Consider the following 21,102-nt stretch of genomic DNA (forward strand, 5'->3'; position numbering starts at 1 on the left):
TGGTTCCGCCCTGACTGCGGGTTCGGGGGTGGTCGTCGCTGCCGGGTCTGGGGAAGCGGGTACCGGGTCCATGGGTCTCCTCATGCCGGGGGCATCGTGGTCGCCACTGACGTCGTCCGGCAGGCCCCGGGAGTTCCTGGCGAGTGAGAATTTTTCGGTAGAGGCCGGGGTCAGCCGGGGGAGCCCTTGTCGGCCAACCTGCTCACCCCGGGCACCAGCAGTGGCAGCAGGCTGGTGAGCAGCCCCACCGCGACCGCCCAGAACAGCACCGTGCGGGCGCCCACCGTCTCTGCCAGGGCCCCGGCCACCGCGTACCCCACCGGCTCCAGGCCGAAGCTGCCGACCTGGTCGATGCTGATCACCACGCTCAACCGGTCCTGCGGGATCGCCTTCTGCAGCGCGGTGTACCAGTACACGCCGAAGACCATGAAGCCCACACCGGTGGCGACGTAGCCGGCCAGCAGCACCGGCACGGAGACGGTCAACGCCAGACCCAGCAGCGTCAGCGGGAAGCACAGCACGCCCAGCAGGGACACCAGTCCGGGGCGGGCCGGGGTCCAGCGGGCCGCCACCACCCCGCCCACCAGCTGACCCGCGGCCATGCAGGACAGGGCCAGCCCGTAGACGGGTTCGGGGTAGGAGTCGGCGACCACGATGGGCAGCAGCACGAACCCGGGCGCCAGGGTGGCGGGCGCCTGCACGGTGGCCACCGCGATGACCGCCAGCACCCAGGGCCTGCGCACCACCTCGCGCCAACCCTCCCGCAGGCTCGTGCCCATGGACTCCGTGGCCCGCTCGGGTGCGGGAGGTGCCTCCCGGATCCACACCAGGGTGCCCACACAGATCGCGAAGAGCGCCGCGATGATCAGGAAGATCACCCGTACGTCCACCAGGGCCAACAGCACCCCGGCGGTGGCGGGCCCGGTGATCCCGGCGGCGCGTCCCACGATGTTGCGCAGGGCGTTGGCTTGCTGGAGCTGCTCGCGCGGCACGATCACCGGCATCAGGGAACCGCTGGCCGGTTCCACCACCGAACCCGAGACCCCGCTCAGCGCGGCCAGAGCGAGCAGCCACGGTCCGGCGTCGGGGCCCAGCGCGAACCCCAGCATCACCAGCAGCTGCACGGAGTCGTTGACCACCAGCGCCGTGGACTTGCGCACCCGGGTCAGTAGGGCCCCGGTGAGCAGCGCGAACAGAGAACCGGCGGCCCCGCGCACACCCAGGACCAGGCCGAGCATCAGGGGGCCGTGTTCGACCAGGACCAGGCCGACCACGGCCACCGGCAGCATCTCCGAACCCAGATCGCCCGCGCTCCGGCCGCCCAGGAGCAGGCGAAAACCCCGGTTGCCCAGGGTTTGGGGCACAAAAGAAGCCAGACGGGACAAAACGGTGCCCTTGGTTGAGTCGAACAGGTGGTGAGTCAGACAGACAGCGGGGGGTGGCGTAGCCTCCAGCAGTGTCGCGCAGGTGCCGGTGCCCGCGCGAAGGATTTTCGGTGCCTTTCGGCACCGTGTCCGGGGACCGGCCCCACGGGATGCTGTTGGCGTATCCGGGTGGGGGCCGGGGGTGGTCTCCGGCAGGTGGGTTCGGGGGCTCGGGGTGGGTGGATGTGCCCGAAACCCGGGCTGGCAGGTGTCCGTTGCTTCCGTAACCGTCAGGTCCTCGGTGATCTTGCTACCAGGAGCAAGTTCAGCGCTGAACTTGCTCCTGGTAGCAAGATCTACTGGTCCACCATGGTGGGTGTCGGGAGGGTTTCGACGGGAGCCGCCCGACAGCGGGGCTGGGGTGACTCAAGCAAGATCTGTCCCACGTGGACCTTGTCGTGACCTGTCCACCAGCGCTCGCAGGCCAAGGCCCTGGCCGCGGGAGTGACCTTATAGAAGCCTGTGCAGCCGATAACTCACAGTAGATCTGTCCCCCGGGCCAGGGCCCTGGTAGTCGTCCCGTTCCTGACCAAGAGGAAGCAGGACACCACCATGGTGACAGTGGGTATCGACCCGCACAAGGACATGCACCAAGCCGTCGCGCTGGCCCAGGACGGCACCCGCCTGGGCAGGGCCAAGAAGGTCCAGACGGGCCCCGAGGCCCTGGGCCAGCTCTTGACCTGGATCCGCGCCCTGGCCGGAAACGGCCCGGTGCTGTGGGCCATCGAGGGCGGCCCCGGGCTGGGCCGGGCCATCGCTGACGCCCTGCTGGGAGCGGGCCAGGAAGTGGTGTGGGTGCCGCCGCGCGCCATGGCCGCCCACCGCAAGCTGAGCGGGCCGGTGGGCGCCAAGTCCGACGTGATCGACGCGGTGGCCATCGCGCGTGCGGCCCTGGCCACCCCTGACCTGGCCCGCCACCGGATCGACCCGCAGGTGCGGCAGGTGCGTGCGCTGGTGGGCCTGCGCCAGAATCTGACCGATCAGCGTGTGGCCCTGACCAACCGGGTGCTGGCGGCGGTGCACATCGAGTTGGACCACCGCCTGGGCAAGGGGGCGTTGAAAACCCGGGCCAAGGTGGGTCGGGTGCGTGCTCTGGTGGAGGGGGCCGAGCTGGACGAGGTGGCGCGGTGGGTGCTGCTGGAGCAGCTGGAGGAGATCCACACCCTGTTCGTGCGTGTTGTTGAGGTGGAGCGGCGTCTCAAGGAGCTGGTGGAGCCGTTGGCGCCGAACTTGTTGGGGATTCGTGGTGTGGGTGTGGTCTGGGCTGCGGTGTTGCTCTCGCAGGTGGGGGATGTGTCGCGGTTTGCGACCTCGGCGAAGATGGCGCGGTGGGCGGGGAGCGCGCCGATTCCGGTGTTTTCCTCGGGGCGGGATCGGCATCGGTTGCACCGGGGTGGGAACCGGCAGGTGAACCGGGCGTTGCACTCGATCGGGGTGGTTCAGGTCCGGTTGGGTGAGCCGGCTCGGGAGTTCGTGCGTTCCCGGGAGGAGGCCAAGGGCACCAAGGGTGCGTATCGGGCTTTGAAGCGGCATTTGGCGGATGTGGTGTATCGGGCGATGGTCGCTGATCAAGTGGTGAGAGGGCGGGCTGAGGTCTCTCTTCAGCCCGCCACTTGACATAGAAGCGTCACGCTGAAAGGAGGGGCCGAAACCGGTCCGGGTCCGGCCGGGGCGGGGCTTTGATCGGTCTGTCCACCGGGCCGGGTAGGGGGTGCCCGCTGGGCCTGGGGAGCGGTGTCCGCGCTGTCGCTGTTCGTCGGGGCGCGTGAGCGGCCGCGACACGAGCCCCGAGTTGGCAGTCGCCGTTGGCTTTTGGGCCTCTTGGGGGCCGTCCGCCACCCCGACCACTCCTGCCCCGTTCCCCGATAGCCGCCCACCGCCCTCGCAGCGAAACGGGGCAGGGCGGAGCGCCTGATGACTCGGCGAAGCCGCGACGGCGACGACCTTGACGCCCGCGGAGGAGACGGCAACCATCGAGCGCTGGGAAACGGTGACTCCAGCCCGGACCCCCAACCGGATTCGCCAACAGCATCCTGAAACGCCGGGCCCCGAAAAACCTCTTGCCCCGCTCTCCCCAGCGTCGTGAAACTGGCTCCGGTCCTCCCGACCCCGGGAGGAACGTGAGTGAAGGGAGAGCACATGACGGACACGACCCTGGTGGTCGGGGCGACCGGGAACGTCGGTTCCCAGGTGGTGCGCCGCCTCTTGGAGGAGGGCCGACCCGTACGGGCACTGAGCCGCACACCCGAGGCCGCTGACCTGCCCTCCGGGGCCGAGTCGGTGCGCGGGGACCTCACCGACCCCGCGAGCCTCGACAACGCCCTGACCGGGGCGGACGCCGTCTTCCTGGTCTGGCCCGGGGTGGACACCGAACACGCCTCGGCGGTTGCGAAACTCCTCGCGTCGCGGCGCGTGGTGTACCTGTCCTCGGCCGGGATCGACGACAGCCGCCCCACCCAGGCCGACCCCATCAACCAGATGCACGCCGACGTCGAACGGGCGCTGGAGGGCGGCAGCACGGACTGGACCTTCCTGCGTTGCACCAGTTTCGCCGCCTCACTGTTGGAATGGGGCGACCAGGTCCGTGAAGGGGTGGTGCGCGAGGCCTTCGGGCAGGCCAGCCGTCCCCTGTTGCACGAGCGCGACATCGCCGACGTGGCGGTTCGGGTGCTGCTCGACGGCACGCATCAGGGCGAGCGCCTGTTCCTGAGCGGTCCCGAACCGCTCACCCAGGTGGAGCAGGTGCGGATCATCGGTGCGGCGCTGGGGATTCCCGTGCGCTTCGAGGAGGTCCCGCTGGATGACATGCGGGCTCACATGCGTGAGGAGGGCTGGGCCGAGGCCGACATCGAGGGCATGCTCACCGCCTACGCCGCCATGTCCGAGACCGAACCACCGGTCTGGGACACCGTGGAACGGATCACCGGTCAGGCTCCGCGGAACCTGACCCAGTGGGTACGCGATCACGAGGACTCCTTCCGCTGACCCCTGCTTGATCTGAGCAGTGCGGGGCGCTTTACGGTCCCATCCCGGCCCGGGCTACCCGGCCAGGTGGGCGCGTAGGGCGTCAGCGGTCGCGCCGACGCCCGAATCCGCCAACTCGGCGGGGGTCCCCTCGAACACCACCCGGCCGCCCTCGGGCCCGGCGCCCGGGCCCAGGTCCACCACGTGGTCGGCGGCGGCCACCACGTCCATCCGGTGCTCGACCACCACCACCGTCGCCCCCTCGTCCACCATCCGTTCGAACAGGGCGATCAGCCCGGCCACGTCACCCCCGTGCAGGCCGCTCGTGGGCTCGTCCAACACGTACAGCCGCGCCGAGGCGGCCAGCTCCCGGGCCAGTCGGAGCCGCTGGCGCTCCCCGCCCGACAGCGTGTCCAGGGGCCGCCCCAGCCCGAGGTAGCCCAACCCGACCCGGTCCAAGCGCTCCAGCGCTGCGGCGATCCCCCGGTCCTCGGCGGGCGCGCTCCCGAAGAAGCCGCGCGCCCGCGCCGCCGTCATCGCCAGCACCTCGGCGATGTTCAGGCCCGCCAGCGTGTACGACAGCGCCTTGGCGTTGAAGCGCAGCCCGCGGCAGTCCTCGCACTCGGTCCGGACGTCGTCGAGGAAGGCCAGGTCGGTGACGATCACCCCGCGCCCCCGGCAGGTGGGGCAGGCCCCCTTGGAGTTGGCGCTGAACCAGCCGGGCGCGACCCCGTGCGCCCGGGCGAACAGCCCCCGCAGCGCGTCCTGGATCCCCAGGTAGGTCACCGGGGTGGACCTGGGGCCGCCGTGCAGCGCGCCCTGGGTGAGTACCACCGCGTCCGGCCGCACCCGGGGCAGCTCCCCGTGCGCGAGCGAGCTCTTGCCCGACCCCGCCACCCCGGTGACCGCGGTCAGTACCCCGGTGGGAACGCGCACATTAATTTCGCGCAGGTTGTGCAGGCGGGCGTCCCGGATCTCCACCGCCCCGTTGGGAGTACGGGGGCGGGCCTTCACCGCGCGGGGACGGCGCAGGTAGCGGCCGGTGGGGGTGTCGGCCTCGCTCAGCCCCGCCACCGTGCCCTCGTAGACCACCCGGCCGCCCTCGGTTCCGGCGCCCGGGCCCAGGTCCACCACGTGGTCGGCGACCGCGATCACGTTCGGGTCGTGCTCCACCACCAGCACGGTGTTGCCCTTGTCGCGCAGCCGTCGCAGCAGTCCGGTGAGCCGGTGCACGTCCGCGGGGTGCAGCCCGGCGCTGGGTTCGTCGAGCACGTAGGTCAGCCCGGTCAGGGCCCCGCCCAGGTGCCGTACCAGCCGCACCCGCTGCGCCTCGCCGCCGGACAGCGTGCCCGAGGCCCGGTCCAGGCTGAGGTAGCCCAGCCCCACCTCCTCCAGCCCGCGCAGGCGCTCCAAGAGCGCGGTGGTCACCGGGGCCACCCGGGGGTCTTTGATGTCGGATACCACCGGGCCGAGCTCGGCCACGGTGAGCCCGCACAGGTCGGCGATGTTGTGCGGGCCGATCCGGCAGGCCAGCGCCGCCGGGTTGAGGCGTTTGCCCTCGCATGCCGCGCATGGGCCGCGCCAGACGAAGCGTTCGAGCTCCTCGCGGTCGCGCGGGTTGAGTTTGGCCGCGTCCAGCAGGCTGCGGGTGATGCGCGGCACCACCCCCTCGAACACCCCGGCGTCGGGGAACTCCGGGTCCGGTTTCTCGAGCCGTACACCCTCGCCGTGCAGCAGCAGACGGCGCTCCTCGGGGGTGTAGCTGCCCACCGGCATGGTGCGGTCGAACAGTCCGGCGTGCACGTAGCGCTTCCAGCGCCACGAACCCGGGGCGAAGGTGCGCAGCCGGATCGCGCCCTCGTCCAGGGAACGGGCCGGGTCCAGCAGGGCGTCGGCGTCGATGCGCCGCACGGTGCCCAGCCCCTCGCACCCGGGGCACATGCCGCTGGGGTCGTTGAACGAGAAGGCGGGGGAGTACCCGGACCAGGGCTTGCCGATGCGGGAGAACAGCAGCCGCAGCAGCGGGGCGAGGTCGGTGGCGGTGCCCACGGTCGAGCGGGTGTTGGCGCTGAACCTGCGCTGGTCCACGGCGAGGGTCACGGTCAGGTTCGCCAGCCGGTCGGCGTCGGGCACGCCCAGGTGGGCCATCCGGTTGCGGGTGAAACTGTCGTGCGCCTCGTTGAGCTGGCGCTGGGACTCGGCGGCGATGGTGCCGTACACGAGCGAGGACTTGCCCGAACCGGACACCCCGGTGAACACGGTGAGCTGTTCTTTGGGCAGGGTCAGGTCGACCCCGCACAGGTTGTTCTCTCGGGCGCCGACCACGGTGATCCCGGGTGACGGGGCGGTAGTCGGGGCCGTGGCCGGGCCGGTGGACAGGGTGGGCGGGACCGGTGTCGTGGTGCTCATGGCGGTCACGCTAGGAAGAATTGTGGTCAGAATCCGGCCACAACTGCCTCGGGTTCGGGAAGAATCCGGGGCATGGCCGATACCAGTCAGCGGATGCTGCGCCTGCTCTCCCTGCTCCAGAACGGCCGGGCCTGGTCCGGTGCGGAGCTGGCCGGGGCGCTGGGCACCAGTCCGCGGTCAATGCGCCGCGACATCGACCGCCTGCGCGAGCTCGGCTACCCGGTGGAGAGCCTGCGCGGCCCCGGCGGCCATTACCGGCTGGTGGCGGGCAACGCCGTGCCGCCGCTGATGTTCGAGGACGACGAGGTGGTCACCGTGGCCCTGGGGCTGCGGATGGTCGCGGGCGGACTCAGCGGGGTCCAGGGCGCGGAGGACGGCGCCGAACGGGCCCTGGGCAAGATCGAACGGGTCCTGCCCTCCCGGCTCTCGCGCCGCGCCAGCACCCTGGCCTCGGCGGTGGACCCGGGCCGGCGGATCTGGCCCGGCGCCTCGGCGCAGGTGCTCACCGGACTGGGTGAGGCGGTCGCCGCCGGGCAGTGGGTGCGGATGACCCACCGGGGTCGCGACGGCCAGGAGCGGCGCCGCAGGGTGGACCCCTACCGGCTGCTTCTGCTGGGGCGGCGCTGGTACCTGTTCGCCTGGGACCGGGACCGTGAGGACTGGCGCTCCTTCCGCCTGGACCGGATCACCGGGCTGACCCCGACCCGCGCCGCCTTCACTCCCAGGGAGCTGCCGGCCGCGGACCTGGCCGCGCACCTGGAGCAGGGTTTCGGGACCGGCCGGGGGAGTGAAGGCGGGGAGCGGCTCACCGTCACGGTGCTCTTCCATGCTCCGGCGGCCGAGGTGGCCGCGTGTATCACCCGGGTGGACGGCTCCCTGGAGGCTGTGAGCACTGACAACTCCCGTTACACCGCCAGAGTGGACTCCTACGAGTGGATGGCGATCGTGCTGGCCCTGACCGGCCTGGGCTTCACGGTGGAGGGCCCCGAAGAGCTCAAGGATTTCACGGCCCAGCTCTCGGCCAGGCTCGGACGCGCGGTCGGGGCGTTCATCCCTCCGTCCGGGTGAGGACCACCGGGTCGCCTGCGCGGGCGCAGACCAGGTGCCGCGGGTCCCCGGTCAGGACGGTCAGGTGTCCGGGCACCCGGGACACGTCCGACGCGGTTCGGGTGCGGGTGTCCCAGGTCCGCACCACACCCCCGCGGCTGGCCGCCGCCACCGTGTGGCCGTCCGACCCGGGTGCGTACACCGCGTACACCTCCTCGCCGCGGGCGGTCGCGAACTCGCCGACCTGCTCACCGGTGCCCACGTCCCACAGCCGCACCCGTTCGTCGTTGTGACCGGTGGCGACGGTGAGCCCGCCTTGGGCCGGGGCCAGCAGAGCCGCGGTCTCCGGCGGGGAGGGCATCGCGGTGTCCAACCGCACCACCAGGCTGCGTCCGGCCAGGTCCCACACGCCCAGCGCGGTCTCCCGGTCGTGGGCGAGCACGGCGACTGTTCCGTCGGGCAGGGTCGCGGCGTCCAGTACCACCAACCAGTCCGAGGAACCCGCCAGGAGGTCGTCGACGGGTGTCCGCCCGTTCAGGTCCCAGGCCCGGGCGGTCGACCCCCAGCCGCCGCCGGTGACCGCGATCGGCACCCCGTCGGGGGTCAGGGCCGTGGCCAGGCAGTCGACGCCCGCACCGTGCCCGGTTTCGATCCGGCCCAGGGCCCGGTGCCGGTCGGGGTCCCACAGCCGCAGGGAGCCGTCGGAGTAGCCGCCCGCGATGATCCTGCCGCCGTCGGGCAGGGTGACCACGCGGGCGCAGGTGATGGCGGCGTGCGGTGAGGTCGACCCCGGCGGGGTCCACGCCTGGCGCCCGGGGGTGGACGGGGGCTGCACGAGGGCTCCCTGCCTTTCCGTGGTGTTGCGGGCGATCCGGGCGCTATGTACCCATCGTCGGCCTTTGTCACCGTGGAGGGGAGACCGTTTGCGGTCAGAGCGCTGTGCGGGATGGGTGGGGTGTGGTCGTGCTCACGCGGAGGAGCGGGGTGGGTCCTCCGGGTTACCCGAGGCGTATTACCGACTGGTAGGTTCGCGTAGTTACCCGACGGTAGAAAGAGGAGGAGACCCGTGCACGAGGGCGCCCTGACCCGGCTCAGACCCGTTCCCCGAAGCCGTTTCCGGCTCTTCGTCCTGCACCACGCCGGAGGCTCGCACCTGGGGTACCGGGGCTGGGTCCGGCACTTTCCCGCCGACTGGGAGATCTGCCTGCTGGACGCGCCGGGCCGGGCACGCCGGGTCGCCGAGGAACCCGTCCGCGACGCCGCCGCCCTGGCCGAGCACCTGCACGGGGTGATCGGCCCCGAACTCGACCGCCCCTTCGGCCTCTTCGGCCACAGCATGGGCGCACTGGTCGCCTACGAACTCACCCGCCGACTGGTCGACAGCGGGGACCCGCCCGTCTGGCTCGGCGCCTCCGCCTGGAGCCCCGAGCCCGGCCCCGAACACGCCGAACCCCGCCATCTGGTCTCCGCCGACCGCCTGCGCGAGGCCATCGCCGGAATGGGCGGCACGCCGCGGCACGCCCTGGAGGACCCCGACCTGTGGTCCTATGTCGAGCCGCTGGTGCGCGCCGACCTGGAACTGGTCGACACCTGGAGCCCCGCCCCGCGGTCCGCGCCGCTCCGGGTCCCGCTGTCGGTCTTCGGCGGCGCCGAGGACCGGGGCATGACCCCCGAACGCCTCGCGGGCTGGGCCGAGCACGTCGAGGGCGGCTTCGCCCACCACACCCTGCCCGGCGACCACTTCTACTTCACCGGGCGCACCGGTGACGTGGTCTCCCGCATCGTCAAGGACGTCGAGCCGCTCCTGGACTGAGGCCCCGCCCGGTTCGAGGGTTCGAGGCCCCAGGGCTTCGGATGGGCTCGCGCCCCGGACCCGGCCTTGTCACGCCCGGGTGCCGACCGCCACCACGTAGCCCGGGCCCTCGGCGGACAGTTCCACCTTCTCGTCCAGCCGCACCTGTGCCCGACCCTCGCTCGCCACGACCTCGAAGTCCGCCGCGTCCAGCTCGCCCGGAGTGGTGATCCGGCCCCCGTGCGGACCGTCGGTCAGGTGCACCAGGACCACCTGCCCGCCCAGGGTTCGCAGGAACGTCATGTGGTGCTCTCCCGCGTCCAGCCAGCGCAGCCCGCCGCTCCACAGCGCGGGCAGCTCCCGGTGCAGGGCCAGCAGGCGGCGGTGGGAGGCCAGCACGTCACGGTCCCAGTCCTCAGGCCGGTGCCAGGGCATGGTGCGCCGCGAGTTCTCCCCGTCGCGCCCCTCCAACCCGATCTCGTCCCCGGCGAACACGAACGGCACCCCCGGCAGCGTGGCCTGGGCGGCCACACCCACCGCCTGACGCACCGGGTCGCCCACCACGGTGCGAAAACGCGCGGAGTCGTGGGTGCTCAGCGCGTTGACGCTGTGCGTGCGCACCCGCCAGGGCAGCCCGGCGTTGGTGGTCCGCATCGCCCGCACGGCCTCGGCCGCACCGCTGCTGGGCAGCGGCGCCGACGTGTGCGTGGCCGCGTACCGCACCCCTTCCGGGCCGGTGTTCAGCCAGGCCCACACCGGTCGGGTGAACCCGGCGTAGTTCATCACCCCGTGCCAGCCGTCGTGGCGGGTGTCGGGTCCGGCGTCGTAGAAGTGCTCGGCCAGCAGCCATGCCTGCGGGGCCGCCTCGCGCATCCGGGCGGCGATCTCCCCGGAGACCTCGTGGTTGACGTCCTGGGCGCCCAGCCGGCCGGTCATGTTGGCCACGTCGATCCGCCAGCCGTCCAGGCCCTCCTCGCCGCCCAACCGGTCCACCAGTACCGAGTCGTCAGAGCCGTACACACGCTCGCGCAGCGCCGCGGAGGAGTAGTCGAGTTTGGGCAGCGAACGCACGTTCAGCCAGCTGACGTAGTCGTCGGGGTGCTCGTCGAAGTAGTAGTACCCCGCCTCCTCCGAGTCCGGATCGGCCTGGGCGGTCAGGAACCACTCGTGCTCGTCGCCGGTGTGGTTGGTGGTGAGGTCGCCCATCACCTTCATCCCGCGCGCGTGCGCCTCCCGGGTCAGGGCGCGCAGCGCCGCGTCGCCGCCGAGCAGCGGGTCCACCTCGGTGAAGCTGGAGGCGTCGTAGCGGTGCGTGGAGCGGGCCGGGAAGAAGGGGGTCAGGTACACGACCTGCGCGCCGAGTTCGGCCAGGTGGTCCAGGTGGCGGCGCACCCCCTCCAGAGTGCCGCCGAAGTACTCTCCGGGCGCGTCCGGACCGAACCCGGCGGGTTCGTCGTCCCAGGCCCGGGGCAGCGCCCAGTCGGGGTGGTCGGCGAGCGGTTCCAGGGAGTCGTCGTCGCGGGCGAACCGGTCCGGGAAGATCTGGTAGACGGTGGTCCCGGGCACCCAGGAGGGCGGGTTCGGCGCGTTGAGCAGCCGGAAGTTTCCGTCGTCGGTGACCTCGTGGTCGTGTGCGCCCGCCTGGTTGAGCCAGGTGTAACGGCGCTCGCGCACGATCGCGAAACGGTAGGAGGTCACCACGGCCTGCAGGGGGATGCGGACCGAGAACCAGCTCACCCCGTCCGCGGTGTGCTCGAGTTCGCCCTCGACCAGGCCCGACTCGCCGTCCTCCACCACGTTCGCGTACACCGCGTCCGCGCCGCCGGGGACCCGCACCCGCAGGCGCGCCCGGTTCCCGTCGAGGGTCACGTAGTCGGGTGAGCCGTCGTGGTGGGGATCGTGGCTGAACAGCATGTGGGGACTCCGTAAGCGCCAAATGGAAAGAGCAAGTCACATAATGGCAAGAATTTGGCGTGATTGCGAAAGTTTTTGCGTCTTGTTCTTGCGTTCAGCGGAATCCGCGTAGCCCAGCCCATCAGGGATTCCGGTGGTCCCTGGAGGCTTGAAGGCCCTTGGAGAGGGGAGTCAGACTCATGCGGTGCCCCCCTGTCCTGGTGGTTTCTCTCGGGTTACCGTTGTGGTATGAGCCTTGAGCTGCCAACCGAACGACTCCTGATCAGGGAGTGGGAGCTGGGCGATGCCGATGCGGCCCTACAGATCTACGGGGCCGAGGAGGTCGCGCACTGGCTGACACCGGAGTGGCAACCGGTAACCGACATCAGCGCGATGCGCTCGGTGCTTCACGCCTGGATCGAGGCGGGACCGAACCTGATCCCGCCCGCCGGGCGCTGGGCGATCGTCCGTGAGGAAGACGGACAACTGGTGGGAGGGCTGTCGTTGAAGCTGCTCCCGCCCTTCGAGGAGGACTTCGAGCTGACCTGGGCGCTGCGTCCGGACGTGTGGGGGCAGGGCTACGCCACCGAGGCGAGCCAGGCCATCATCGGCTGGGCGTTCAAACAGGGGATCGAGGAGGTGTTCGCGGTCGCACGCCCTCGTAACGAGCGGGCGATCGCCGTCGCGCGCAGACTCGGCATGGAGTGGGTCGGCGAAACCGAGAAGTACTACGACATGCGCCTGCAGGTGTTCCGCCTGCGTCCCAGCTGAACCTGGGGGGCCACGGCTGCCACGGCAGCCACCTCGCGTAGGAGGCACGGCCACACAGGGGACACAGCCGCACCGGGCGGCATAGCCGCACGGAGGGCGCAGCCACTCGACAAAGGGTACTGGCGCACAGCTTGACGGCCGCGCGGACGCGACCCGCCGGAGGAGTCCTCCGAGGGGTCGCGTCCTCGCGGCCGTGTGCGTGTCCGGTCGTGTGTTCACCGAAGCCACCGCGGGCCGTCGCTACAGCCAGTGGATCGACACCTGTGGCACGGTCCGCCCGCTCTCGGCGGGCACCTTCGAGAGCACATCAACCACGTCGAAGAGCAGCTCCTCGACCACCGGCGGTCCGGAACCGCAGGTGCGGTGCGGGCGGCTGCGCTCGGACGGCGACGACCCCGTAGGGCCTGGCCCAGGACTTCCTCGGCCGCGCCGCCGGAGTAGACGTCGGCGCTGTCGAACAGGGTCACCCCGGTGTCCAGGCACCGGTCCACCAGACGTCGGGCCTGTTCGGGGCCGGTGGTGCCCCACTCCCCGAACAGGGGGTCGCTGCCTCCGAAGGTGCCGGTGCCCAGACTGAGTTCGGGGACGCGCAGGCCGCTGGCGCCCAGATTTCGGTAGCGCATGACACTCCAGGATTAATGGTACGAAAATCCTGTTAGTACAGCGCGTAGGCTAGCAGAAGAGAACCGTTAACGGAATGGGAGTCCCTTCATGGTGCAGGCAGGGGAACCCGGGAGTACGCGTCCGGGCGGCCGGACCGCCCGGGTGCGCGCCGCCGTACTGGCCGCGGCGGGCGACGCGCTCGCCGAGAGCGGTATGAACGGCCTGGACCTGACCGATGTCGCCCGCAGAGCCGGGGTCGGCCGGACCACCGTCTACCGCCGCTGGGGAACGGTCCCCGCCCTGGTGGCTGACCTGCTCCAGGACATGGCCGAGCAGTCACAGCCCAGGGTCGAGACCGGGTCGCTGCTCAAGGACCTGCTCGCCAACGCCCGGCTGGTCCGTGAGACCCTGGCCCACCCCCGCCAGGGGCGCCTGTTCAAAGCGATCATCGCCGCCGCCACCTGCGACGAACGCACCGCCCGGGCCCTGCACCGCTTCTACGAGGTGCGCATCAGCGAGTGGGCGCCCTGCGTGGAGCAGGCGGTGGAGCGGGGCGACCTGCCCGAGGGAACCGACGCCCGCGAGGTCATCCGCGCGGTCTCCGCGCCCCTGTACTACCGGCTGCTCGCCAGTGGCCACCCCCTGGACGAGGCCGCCGCCGAACGCTGCGCGCGGGCGGCCGCCGTGGCCGCCCGCGCGGGTGTCTACATGCGTTGAGCGCGGGCCTCGGTTTCCGGGGTTCGGGTTGCCCGCGCCGCGGCGGTGTGTGCCCGGGGCCGGAGCCGGGCGCACGGTTCGCGCTCGCTCAGGACAGCAGCTGGCTGATCCGCTCGACCTCTTCGGGGGACAGGCGTACCGCGGCGGCCGCCGTGTTCTCCTCCAGGTGGGCCACCCGTGAGGTGCCAGGGATCGGCAGCATCACGGGGGAGCGGTGCAGCAGCCAGGACAGTGCGAGCTGGACCGGGCTCACCCCGTGCTCGGCGGCGATCGCGGCCAGCGGGGAGTCGGCCGCGGCCATCTCGCCCCGGCCCACCGGGGCCCAGGGCAGGAAGGCGATCCCGTCCTTCTCGCACTGCTCCAGGACGTCCTCGGACTGGCGGAAGGACGGCGCGTACTGGTTCTGCACCGAGGCGATCGGGGTGATGGCGCGGGCCGCCGACAGCTCGTCCACGCTCACCTCGCTCAGTCCGATGTGACCGACCTTGCCCTCGCCCTGGAGCTCCACGAGCGCGCCGAGCTGGTCGGCAAGCGGCACCTCGGGGTCGATGCGGTGCAGCTGCATCAGGTCGATCCGCTCCACACCGAGGTTGCGCAGGCTTACCTCCACCTGCTGCCTGAGGTACTCGGGGCGGCCCAGCCGGTGCCACTGCGCCGGACCGGTTCGCACGAACCCGGCCTTGGTGCCGATGACCAGGTCGTCGGCGTAGGGGTAGAGCGCCTCGCGGATGAGCTGTTCGCTGATCTGCGGGCCGTAGGAGTCGGCGGTGTCGATGAAGTTGATCCCGAGCTCGACGGTCCGGCGCAGTACGGCCAGGGCCTCGTCCCGGTCGCGGGGCTGGCCCCACACCCCTTCGCCGACGATCCGCATCGCCCCGAAGCCCAGGCGGTGGACCGGTAGGTCGCCCCCGAGGAGGAGGGTTCCCGCCTGCTCTGCGATGTGGGGTGTGCTGTGTGCGTCGGTCACTGTTTTCCTTCCAATGCGGCACGGCGGCCGGGTCTGTGCCATGGTGCCAGCTCGACGGGGACGGCCGGTGTCCGCCGCTCCGTGTCGCCCTTCCGGCCGGGGACGGCAGGATTCCAGGCACCGCCGGGGTGCGCAAGGTGCCCGGTTGGCGCCCCGGGGCGAGCAGCGCTTTGAGGACAGCCGATTCGGCGTCATGACCCGGCACGACCCTGGTATCCCGTTCAAGGCCCACCCGAACCCGGAATCCCCGGTGTCGGCCGACCGTGAGGTCGTGCGGGGTGTCCGCAGTACCATCGACCGCCAGGAGGCCTTCGGCACCGTCCTGAGCGAGTGCTCGCCGAGTATTACCGGAAAGCGTCCAGGTGGTCGGCGACCCACTGGGCGTAGGTGCGCCCGGGGCGGCCGATCACCTGCTCGTAGTCCTTGGACACGAACTCGTCCGCGGCCCACTCGGTGCTGTCCTCGGGGTCGGGCTCCCACAGCAGCCAGTCACAGATCTCGGGCGGCACACCTTGGGAGAGCCACATCTCACGGGCCTGGGCCGTGGTCAGGTGCTCGAAGGTGATCGCGCGGCCCAGGGCCTGGGAGATCACCGCGGCTCGCTCAGCCGGGGTGATGTGCTCGGGACCGGTCACCTCGTAGGCCCGGCCGTGGTGGCCGTCCTCCAGCAGGGCTGCCACCGCCATGTCGGCCATGTCGGCCTCGTGCACGGGGACCCCGGGGTTGTCGCCGTGGGGCGCGCGGATCACGCCCTCGGCGCGGACGGAGTCCGGGTAGGAGTCCAGGTCGTTGACCATGAACTCGCCTCCGCGCAGGTGCGTCCACTCCAGCCCCGAGCGTTCCACGGCCTCCTCCACCGGGCGGTGGTGCTGATGGCCGAAGTTGTCGGAGGTGTCGGCCTCGGGGGCGGTCTCCACGGAAGCCGAGGACATCAGCACGATCCGCCGGGCCCCGGCAGCCCTGATCCGCGCCACGACCTCCTCGGCGGTCTCGGGGTGCGGGTAGAGCATGACCGCCTCCACGCCGTCGAAGGCGCCTTCGAGGCTCTCGGGTCGGTCGAGGTCGCCCGCGACGGGTTCCACGCCCTCGGGGAAGACGCGGTTGGCCGGGTCACGGCTGAGCGCGCGGACGGCGGCTCCGCGCTCCAGAAGGCGCGGGACCACCTCGGAGCCGACGGTTCCGCTGGCTCCGGTCACCAGGATGCGCATGGTTCGGGGTCCTCTCGTCGAGTTGATGGAGTTGCATTAAACTATAATGGGACATTGGTGTCTCATAAAGAGTCTGAAGTTCCCCGTTTTGGTGCGAACGATAGGTTGGCGCCATGACGAGCACCGAGAACCCGAGGACGGGGGTGCGCGCCCGGACCCGCAGTGCGATCCTGCGCGCGGCCGCCACCGTCCTGGCCCATGACCGCAACGCCCCGCTGTCGGCGGTCGCCGAGGCGGCCGCGGTGGGCCGCAGTACCCTGCACCGCTACTTCCCCGAGCGCGAGGAACTGCTGGCCGCCACCTACCAGGAGGCGCTCTCGGAGATCAGTCGGGCGATGGACGAGGCCGCGGTGGAGGAGGGGCCGGCGCTGGAGGCCATGCGACGGGTGGTCGCCGCGCACGTGGAGGTGGGTGACTGGGTGACCTTCGCCTTCGGTGACACCGCCAACGAGGTCTTCGACTATGCCCCGTCCGCCACCGACCCCGAGCCCGATATTCTCACCGACCTGGTCAGGCGCGGGCAGGAGGAAGGGGTGTTCGACCCCGACGCCGACCCCAACTGGGTGGTCCAGGTCCTGTGGGCCCTGGTGTTCACCGGGCTGGAGCGGGCCGAACGGGGGCACATGCCCCGGCACTCCGTGACCCCCGCGGTGGTGCGCACCCTGGAGCGGGGGATCGGCGTCCGGGGGTGAGTCCTGCCTGGTGTAATGGATTCATGCACCTCAACCCTTACGGACAGGATCCCCTGGCCCTCGCCGTGGACCTGGCGAACCGCCCGTGTACGGACACCGCCGACCTGGAACGGCGTTGCGCCGACGCCGGATTCCTCCTGGAACGCGCGGTGGGGGAGGTGGACCTGGCCGCGGTCCGCGATTTCCTGACCGGCTGGGCCGAGGTCATCGACAGCCCGGACGAGCCCACTCGCGCCGAGCGGCTCAACGCCCTCCTCGCGGAGTACTCCGGGCCGCCGAGGCTCACCGACCACGCAGGCACCGGCTGGCACCTGCACTACCGGCCCGACGATCTACCCGCCCACCGGCAGATCGCCGCGCTGGTCGCGGTCGGCACAGCCCTGCACCTGACCGGTCGGGGCATGAGCCGCCTGGGCCGCTGCGCCGCCCGGGACTGTACGCACGTGTACGCCGACTTCTCCCGCAACGGCCGTCAGCGGTACTGCTCGTCGGTCTGCGGAAACCGCGACGCCGTCCGCCGCCACCGGGCCCGCGCCGCACAGGAGTAGGAGGGTCCGGTCGAGGAACTCCGTCAGCGGGCGGCGTCGCGGCGGGCGACGGAGGCGAGATCGGCCTCGATGCGGGCCGTGGTCTCCAGGAGCGCGGGGAGCAGGTCGCGGCGCACGTCGTCGATGGAGGAGCGGTTGGCGTGCGCGGACACGTTGGCCGCGGCGATCACCCGGCCGCTGTCGTCGCGGATGGGCGCGGCCAGCGAGCGCAGGCCCTCCTCCAGTTCCTGGTCGACGATCGCGTAGCCCTGTTCGCGCACGCGCAGGATCTCCGCGCGCAGGTCGGCGGTGTCGGTGATGGTGAACCGGGTCAGCGGCTTGAGCTCCACCCGGTCCAGGTAGGCGGTGAGCTCGGTGTCGTCGTATCCCGCGATCAGGACCCGGCCCATCGAGGTGGTCGAGGCGGGGAAGCGGGTGCCCACGGCGATGGAAACGGCCATGATCCGCGAGGTGGCCACGCGGGCCACGTAGAGGACGTCGTCGCCCTCCATGACCGAAACCGAGGCGGACTCGCGCACCAGGGCGGACAGGTCCTCCAGGTGCGGCTGGGCGACGTCGGGCAGTCCGGCGGAGGCCACGTAGGCGTAGCCGAGCTCCAGGACGCGCGGGGTCAGGGAGAACATCCGGCCGTCGGTGCGCACGTATCCCAGGTCCACCAGGGTCAGTAGGAAACGCCGGGCGGCGGCCCGGGTGAGGTCGGTGGCGCGCGCGACCTCACTGAGTGTCATCGACGGGCGATCGGCCGAGAAGGCGCGGACGACCATGAGTCCCCTTTCCAGGGACTGAACGAAGTGGGCTCCGCGGTCGGGGGCGTCTTCGGTGGTCATGATGCCTTCCAGGTTCGGGGCAGAAGGGGGCGTGTCGCGGCGGGGCTTGGTCATCGCGATGTTCTCATACCGAACAGTCGGGGCATGCCTTGACCCTTCCTGTGATCGGCGCTACCGTCATACCCAGTTGTTCGCACTGTGAACATTCATTCGCTATACGAACGGGAGGGTCGCCATGGCCGTGCCCCTGGACGAGGCGGTTCGGCAGCTCATCCACGACGGGAACACCGTCGCCCTGGAAGGGTTCACCCACCTCATCCCCGTGGCAGCCGGGCACGAGATCATCCGGCAGGGCCTGCGCGACCTCACGCTGGTCCGGATGACGCCCGACATCGTCTACGACCAGCTCATCGGCGCCGGATGCGCGCGCAGGCTGGTGTTCTCCTGGGGCGGTAACCCCGGCGTGGGCTCGCTGCACCGCTTCCGCGACGCGGTCACCGCCTCCTGGCCCGGCCCGCTGGAGATCGAGGAGCACAGCCACGCCGGGATGGCCAACCGCTACGTCGCGGGCGCCTCCGGGCTGCCCTTCGCGGTCCTGCGCGGCTACAGCGGCACCGACCTGGTCGAGCACAACCCCAACATCAAGACGGTCTCCTGCCCCTTCACCGGCCAGGAGCTGGCCGCCGTCCCCGCGCTCAACCCCGATGTCACCGTGATCCACGCCCAGCGCGCGGACACCGCGGGCAACGTGCAGCTGTGGGGCATCGTCGGAATCCAGAAGGAGGCCGCCCTGGCCGCCGACCGGGTCCTGGTCACCGTGGAGGAGGTAGTGGACGCCCTCGACCCCGTTCCCGGGCAGGTGATCCTGCCCAGCCGGGTCGTGGACGCGGTGAGCGTCGTCCCCGGCGGCGCCGCCCCCTCCTACGCGCACGGCTACTACGAGCGGGACAACGCCGCCTACAAGGCCTGGGACACGATCGGCCGGGACCGTGAGGCCTTCACCGCCTGGCTCGCCGAACTCACCGCGACCGCGTCCGGTGCCACCGCCGCCTTGCTCTCCGGAGCCACTTCGGCCACCTCGACCCCCACGGCGTCCGCCGCCCCGGACGCCGGTGACCCCGAACCCGCTGGGAGAGGCGCGTGACCACCGTGACCTGGACGTCCGACGAGATCATGACCGTCACCGCGGCGCGCTCGCTGCGCGACGGGATGGCCTGCTTCGTCGGCATCGGCCTGCCCAGCACCGCCGCCAACGTGGCCAGCCGCACCCACGCCCCCGACCTGTGGATGATCTACGAATCCGGCACCCTGGGCGCGGCCCCCGACCACCTGCCGCTCTCCATCGGCGACGGGATCCTCGCCGACACCGCCGACGCCGTGGTCTCGGTCCCGGAGGTCTTCAACTACTGGCTCCAGGCCGGACGCATCGACGTCGGGTTCCTGGGCGCCGCCCAGATCGACCGGTACGCCAACATCAACACCACCGTCATCGGCGACTACGACGACCCCGAGGTGCGCCTGCCCGGAGCGGGCGGGGCCCCTGAGATCGCCGCCTCCTGCCGTGAGGTGGTCGTGATCATGCGGCACAGCCGCCGTGCGTTCGTGGACAAGGTGGACTTCGTGACCTCGGTGGGTCACGGGTCCGGCTCCGGCGACCGCGAACGGCTCGGGCTGACCGGATCCGGTCCGGTCCGGGTCATCACCGACCTCGGCGTGCTCGAACCCGATCCGCGCTCCCGGGAACTCACGCTGGTGGGCGTGCACCCGGGCGTGGAGGTGGCGGCGGTGCGCGAGGCCACCGGCTGGGACCTGCGGATCAGTGACGGCCTCGTGCGGACCCCGGACCCCACCGGCGCCGAGCTCTCCGTGCTCCGCTCCCTCACCGGGGCGGCCTGAGCGATGCGCCGTACACGGGAGCTGTCGGGGTCATGGCATGGATCCGAACCGAGGCGGACCGGGTCGGGAACCTGGCCCGATACGATACCTAACACCGTTAGGTAATGGTGTCGGGGCCGCCCCGGACCCCGCCCGACGGGCCCGCACCACGGACCCACACCCCTCGAACCCAGGAGGCCCACGGTGACCGACGTCCACGTCCTCGACGCCGTCCGCACCCCCTTCGCCAAGTACGGCGGCGCCCTCTCCGGAACCCGCCCCGACGACCTCGCCGCGCACGTCATCAGCGCCCTCGCCGAACGCGCACCCCGCCTCGACCCGGCCGCCATCGACGAAGTCATCCTCGGCAACGCCAACGGCGCGGGCGAGGAGAACCGCAACGTCGCCCGCATGGCCACCCTGCTGGCCGGGCTGCCGACCACCGTCCCCGGCACCACGGTCAACCGCCTCTGCGGATCCGGCATGGAAGCCGCCATCCAGGGCGCCCGCGCCATCCAGACCGGCGACGCCTCCCTGGTCATCGCCGGGGGAGCGGAGTCCATGAGCCGGGCCCCCTGGGTGCTGCCCAAACCCGGCAAGGGCTTCCCCGCCGTCAACGCCACCCTGCACTCCACCACCCTGGGCTGGCGCATGGTCAACCCGCGCATGCCCCAGAAGTGGACCCTCTCCCTCGGCGAGAGCACCGAGGGCCTGGCCGGTCAACACGGCGTCAGCCGGGCGGACCAGGACGCCTTCGCCCTGGCCAGCCACGCCAAAGCCGCCCGCGCCTGGGCCGAAGGCACCTTCGACGCCGAGATCGTCCAGGTCGAGGGCGCCCGCCTGGACCGCGACGAGAGCATCCGCGAGACCTCACCCGACAAGCTCGCCGGGCTCAAACCGGCCTTCCGCGACGACGGCACCATCACCGCGGGCAACGCCTCACCCCTCAACGACGGCGCCGCGGCCCTGCTGCTCGGCGACGAGGCGGCGGCCGAGGCCACCGGCCTGGAACCCCTGGCCCGCGTGGTCAGCCGGGGCGTCGCCGGGGTGGACCCTGACGTGTTCGGCATCGGCCCGGTCCGCGCCGCGGAGATCGCCCTCGAACGCGCCGGGATCGGCTGGGGCGACCTGAGCGCCGTCGAACTCAACGAGGCCTTCGCGGCCCAGTCCCTGGCCTGCGTCCGCGCCTGGAAGGGGCTGGACCCCGACATCGTCAACCCCAACGGCGGAGCCATCGCTATCGGTCACCCGCTCGGCGCCTCCGGGGCACGCGTTCTGGGCTCGCTCGCCCACGAGCTGCGCCGCCGGGGCGGGGGATGGGGGCTGGCCGCCCTGTGCATCGGGGTCGGCCAGGGCCTGGCCGTCGTCCTGCACGCCTGATGCCGCATGCCTGAGGTCGCACGCCCCAAGGCACATGCCTGACAA

The 21,102-nt window shown here is 71.6% G+C and carries 19 protein-coding genes; 11 read left to right on the plus strand and 8 right to left on the minus strand.

The features are described 5' to 3' along the window. Window positions 1-170 precede the first annotated feature (170 nt). Window positions 171-1,364, minus strand: a complete 1,194-nt coding sequence (locus NE857_RS15665; RefSeq protein WP_254421667.1) for an MFS transporter — start codon at window positions 1,362-1,364, stop codon at window positions 171-173. A 612-nt stretch (window positions 1,365-1,976) separates the two neighbouring features. Between NE857_RS15665 and NE857_RS15670 the strand changes: the two genes are divergently transcribed. Both NE857_RS15670 and NE857_RS15675 read left to right on the plus strand, forming a co-directional pair. Continuing rightward, a complete protein-coding gene (locus NE857_RS15670) occupies window positions 1,977-3,041 on the plus strand; it encodes an IS110 family RNA-guided transposase (protein WP_254416724.1) in 1,065 nt (354 codons plus the stop codon). A 522-nt stretch (window positions 3,042-3,563) separates the two neighbouring features. After that, complete coding sequence (locus tag NE857_RS15675; protein WP_254421668.1) at window positions 3,564-4,409, plus strand: SDR family oxidoreductase; 846 nt, start codon at window positions 3,564-3,566, stop codon at window positions 4,407-4,409. Between the two features lie 54 nt (window positions 4,410-4,463). On the opposite strand, the gene NE857_RS15680 is transcribed toward NE857_RS15675, so the two are convergent. After that, entirely contained in the window at window positions 4,464-6,797 is a 2,334-nt protein-coding gene (locus tag NE857_RS15680; protein ID WP_254421669.1) for an ATP-binding cassette domain-containing protein, read from the minus strand. Between the two features lie 72 nt (window positions 6,798-6,869). Here NE857_RS15680 and NE857_RS15685 point away from each other — a divergent pair, with 72 nt between their 5' ends. Then, the gene (locus NE857_RS15685; RefSeq protein ID WP_254421670.1) at window positions 6,870-7,865 is read left to right on the plus strand and encodes a helix-turn-helix transcriptional regulator; all 996 of its coding nucleotides are present in this window, start codon (window positions 6,870-6,872) and stop codon (window positions 7,863-7,865) included. Here the strand turns inward: NE857_RS15685 and NE857_RS15690 are convergent. Beyond that, window positions 7,846-8,679, minus strand: coding sequence for a WD40 repeat domain-containing protein (locus tag NE857_RS15690; RefSeq protein WP_254421671.1), 834 nt, complete (start codon window positions 8,677-8,679; stop codon window positions 7,846-7,848). The genes NE857_RS15685 and NE857_RS15690 overlap by 20 nt on opposite strands. 231 nt (window positions 8,680-8,910) lie before the next feature. Between NE857_RS15690 and NE857_RS15695 the strand changes: the two genes are divergently transcribed. Further along, window positions 8,911-9,657, plus strand: a complete 747-nt coding sequence (locus tag NE857_RS15695; protein WP_254421672.1) for a thioesterase II family protein — start codon at window positions 8,911-8,913, stop codon at window positions 9,655-9,657. 69 nt (window positions 9,658-9,726) lie between these two features. Here the strand turns inward: NE857_RS15695 and NE857_RS15700 are convergent, their stop codons facing one another. After that, window positions 9,727-11,550: a glycoside hydrolase family 13 protein gene (locus NE857_RS15700; RefSeq protein ID WP_254421673.1), complete on the minus strand. Its 1,824-nt coding sequence runs from the start codon at window positions 11,548-11,550 to the stop codon at window positions 9,727-9,729. Window positions 11,551-11,778: 228 nt separating this feature from the next. Between NE857_RS15700 and NE857_RS15705 the strand changes: the two genes are divergently transcribed. Beyond that, window positions 11,779-12,300 carry a GNAT family N-acetyltransferase gene (locus NE857_RS15705; RefSeq protein WP_254421674.1) on the plus strand — a complete coding sequence of 174 codons (522 nt, stop codon included), beginning with the start codon at window positions 11,779-11,781 and terminating at the stop codon, window positions 12,298-12,300. Between the two features lie 215 nt (window positions 12,301-12,515). Here NE857_RS15705 and NE857_RS15710 read toward each other — a convergent pair whose 3' ends face one another. Then, on the minus strand, window positions 12,516-12,923 hold the full coding sequence (locus tag NE857_RS15710) for an aldo/keto reductase (protein WP_254421675.1): 408 nt from the start codon (window positions 12,921-12,923) through the stop codon (window positions 12,516-12,518). Between the two features lie 88 nt (window positions 12,924-13,011). Here NE857_RS15710 and NE857_RS15715 point away from each other — a divergent pair, with 88 nt between their 5' ends. Next, entirely contained in the window at window positions 13,012-13,620 is a 609-nt protein-coding gene (locus NE857_RS15715) for a TetR-like C-terminal domain-containing protein (protein ID WP_254421676.1), read from the plus strand. 88 nt (window positions 13,621-13,708) lie between these two features. Here NE857_RS15715 and NE857_RS15720 read toward each other — a convergent pair whose 3' ends face one another. Then, a complete protein-coding gene (locus NE857_RS15720) occupies window positions 13,709-14,587 on the minus strand; it encodes an aldo/keto reductase (RefSeq protein WP_254421677.1) in 879 nt (292 codons plus the stop codon). A gap of 344 nt (window positions 14,588-14,931) precedes the next feature. After that, window positions 14,932-15,795 (minus strand): NAD(P)H-binding protein, encoded by an 864-nt coding sequence (locus NE857_RS15725; protein WP_254421678.1) that lies wholly within the window; start codon window positions 15,793-15,795, stop codon window positions 14,932-14,934. A 113-nt stretch (window positions 15,796-15,908) separates the two neighbouring features. Between NE857_RS15725 and NE857_RS15730 the strand changes: the two genes are divergently transcribed. Next, window positions 15,909-16,487 (plus strand): TetR/AcrR family transcriptional regulator, encoded by a 579-nt coding sequence (locus NE857_RS15730; RefSeq protein WP_254421679.1) that lies wholly within the window; start codon window positions 15,909-15,911, stop codon window positions 16,485-16,487. A 23-nt stretch (window positions 16,488-16,510) separates the two neighbouring features. Next, the gene (locus tag NE857_RS15735; protein WP_254421680.1) at window positions 16,511-17,035 is read left to right on the plus strand and encodes a CGNR zinc finger domain-containing protein; all 525 of its coding nucleotides are present in this window, start codon (window positions 16,511-16,513) and stop codon (window positions 17,033-17,035) included. Between the two features lie 23 nt (window positions 17,036-17,058). Here NE857_RS15735 and NE857_RS15740 read toward each other — a convergent pair whose 3' ends face one another. Continuing rightward, window positions 17,059-17,862: an IclR family transcriptional regulator domain-containing protein gene (locus NE857_RS15740; protein ID WP_254421681.1), complete on the minus strand. Its 804-nt coding sequence runs from the start codon at window positions 17,860-17,862 to the stop codon at window positions 17,059-17,061. A 175-nt stretch (window positions 17,863-18,037) separates the two neighbouring features. Between NE857_RS15740 and NE857_RS15745 the strand changes: the two genes are divergently transcribed. The 3 genes from NE857_RS15745 to NE857_RS15755 all read left to right on the plus strand — a co-directional run bounded on the left by NE857_RS15745 (window position 18,038) and on the right by NE857_RS15755 (window position 21,057). Continuing rightward, window positions 18,038-18,946 (plus strand): CoA transferase subunit A, encoded by a 909-nt coding sequence (locus tag NE857_RS15745; RefSeq protein WP_254421682.1) that lies wholly within the window; start codon window positions 18,038-18,040, stop codon window positions 18,944-18,946. Continuing rightward, complete coding sequence (locus tag NE857_RS15750) at window positions 18,943-19,698, plus strand: CoA-transferase subunit beta (protein ID WP_254421683.1); 756 nt, start codon at window positions 18,943-18,945, stop codon at window positions 19,696-19,698. Before NE857_RS15745 ends, NE857_RS15750 begins: the two co-directional genes overlap by 4 nt. A 183-nt stretch (window positions 19,699-19,881) precedes the next feature. Continuing rightward, the gene (locus NE857_RS15755) at window positions 19,882-21,057 is read left to right on the plus strand and encodes a thiolase family protein (RefSeq protein WP_254421684.1); all 1,176 of its coding nucleotides are present in this window, start codon (window positions 19,882-19,884) and stop codon (window positions 21,055-21,057) included. Window positions 21,058-21,102: the final 45 nt, after the last annotated feature.

This window comes from Nocardiopsis exhalans, from assembly GCF_024134545.1.
Classification (GTDB): Bacteria; Actinomycetota; Actinomycetes; order Streptosporangiales; family Streptosporangiaceae; genus Nocardiopsis; species Nocardiopsis exhalans.

Excerpts from the sequence above, each read along its gene's own strand:
- NE857_RS15670 (WP_254416724.1), top strand. The coding sequence starts at position 1,977 with ATGGTGACAGTGGGTATCGACCCGCACAAGGACATGCACCAAGCCGTC.
- NE857_RS15675 (WP_254421668.1), top strand. The coding sequence starts at position 3,564 with ATGACGGACACGACCCTGGTGGTCGGGGCGACCGGGAACGTCGGTTCC.
- NE857_RS15680 (WP_254421669.1), bottom strand. The coding sequence starts at position 6,797 with ATGAGCACCACGACACCGGTCCCGCCCACCCTGTCCACCGGCCCGGCC.
- NE857_RS15685 (WP_254421670.1), top strand. The coding sequence starts at position 6,870 with ATGGCCGATACCAGTCAGCGGATGCTGCGCCTGCTCTCCCTGCTCCAG.
- NE857_RS15700 (WP_254421673.1), bottom strand. The coding sequence starts at position 11,550 with ATGCTGTTCAGCCACGATCCCCACCACGACGGCTCACCCGACTACGTG.
- NE857_RS15705 (WP_254421674.1), top strand. The coding sequence starts at position 11,779 with ATGAGCCTTGAGCTGCCAACCGAACGACTCCTGATCAGGGAGTGGGAG.
- NE857_RS15710 (WP_254421675.1), bottom strand. The coding sequence starts at position 12,923 with ATGCGCTACCGAAATCTGGGCGCCAGCGGCCTGCGCGTCCCCGAACTC.
- NE857_RS15715 (WP_254421676.1), top strand. The coding sequence starts at position 13,012 with ATGGTGCAGGCAGGGGAACCCGGGAGTACGCGTCCGGGCGGCCGGACC.
- NE857_RS15725 (WP_254421678.1), bottom strand. The coding sequence starts at position 15,795 with ATGCGCATCCTGGTGACCGGAGCCAGCGGAACCGTCGGCTCCGAGGTG.
- NE857_RS15730 (WP_254421679.1), top strand. The coding sequence starts at position 15,909 with ATGACGAGCACCGAGAACCCGAGGACGGGGGTGCGCGCCCGGACCCGC.
- NE857_RS15735 (WP_254421680.1), top strand. The coding sequence starts at position 16,511 with ATGCACCTCAACCCTTACGGACAGGATCCCCTGGCCCTCGCCGTGGAC.
- NE857_RS15740 (WP_254421681.1), bottom strand. The coding sequence starts at position 17,862 with ATGACCACCGAAGACGCCCCCGACCGCGGAGCCCACTTCGTTCAGTCC.
- NE857_RS15745 (WP_254421682.1), top strand. The coding sequence starts at position 18,038 with ATGGCCGTGCCCCTGGACGAGGCGGTTCGGCAGCTCATCCACGACGGG.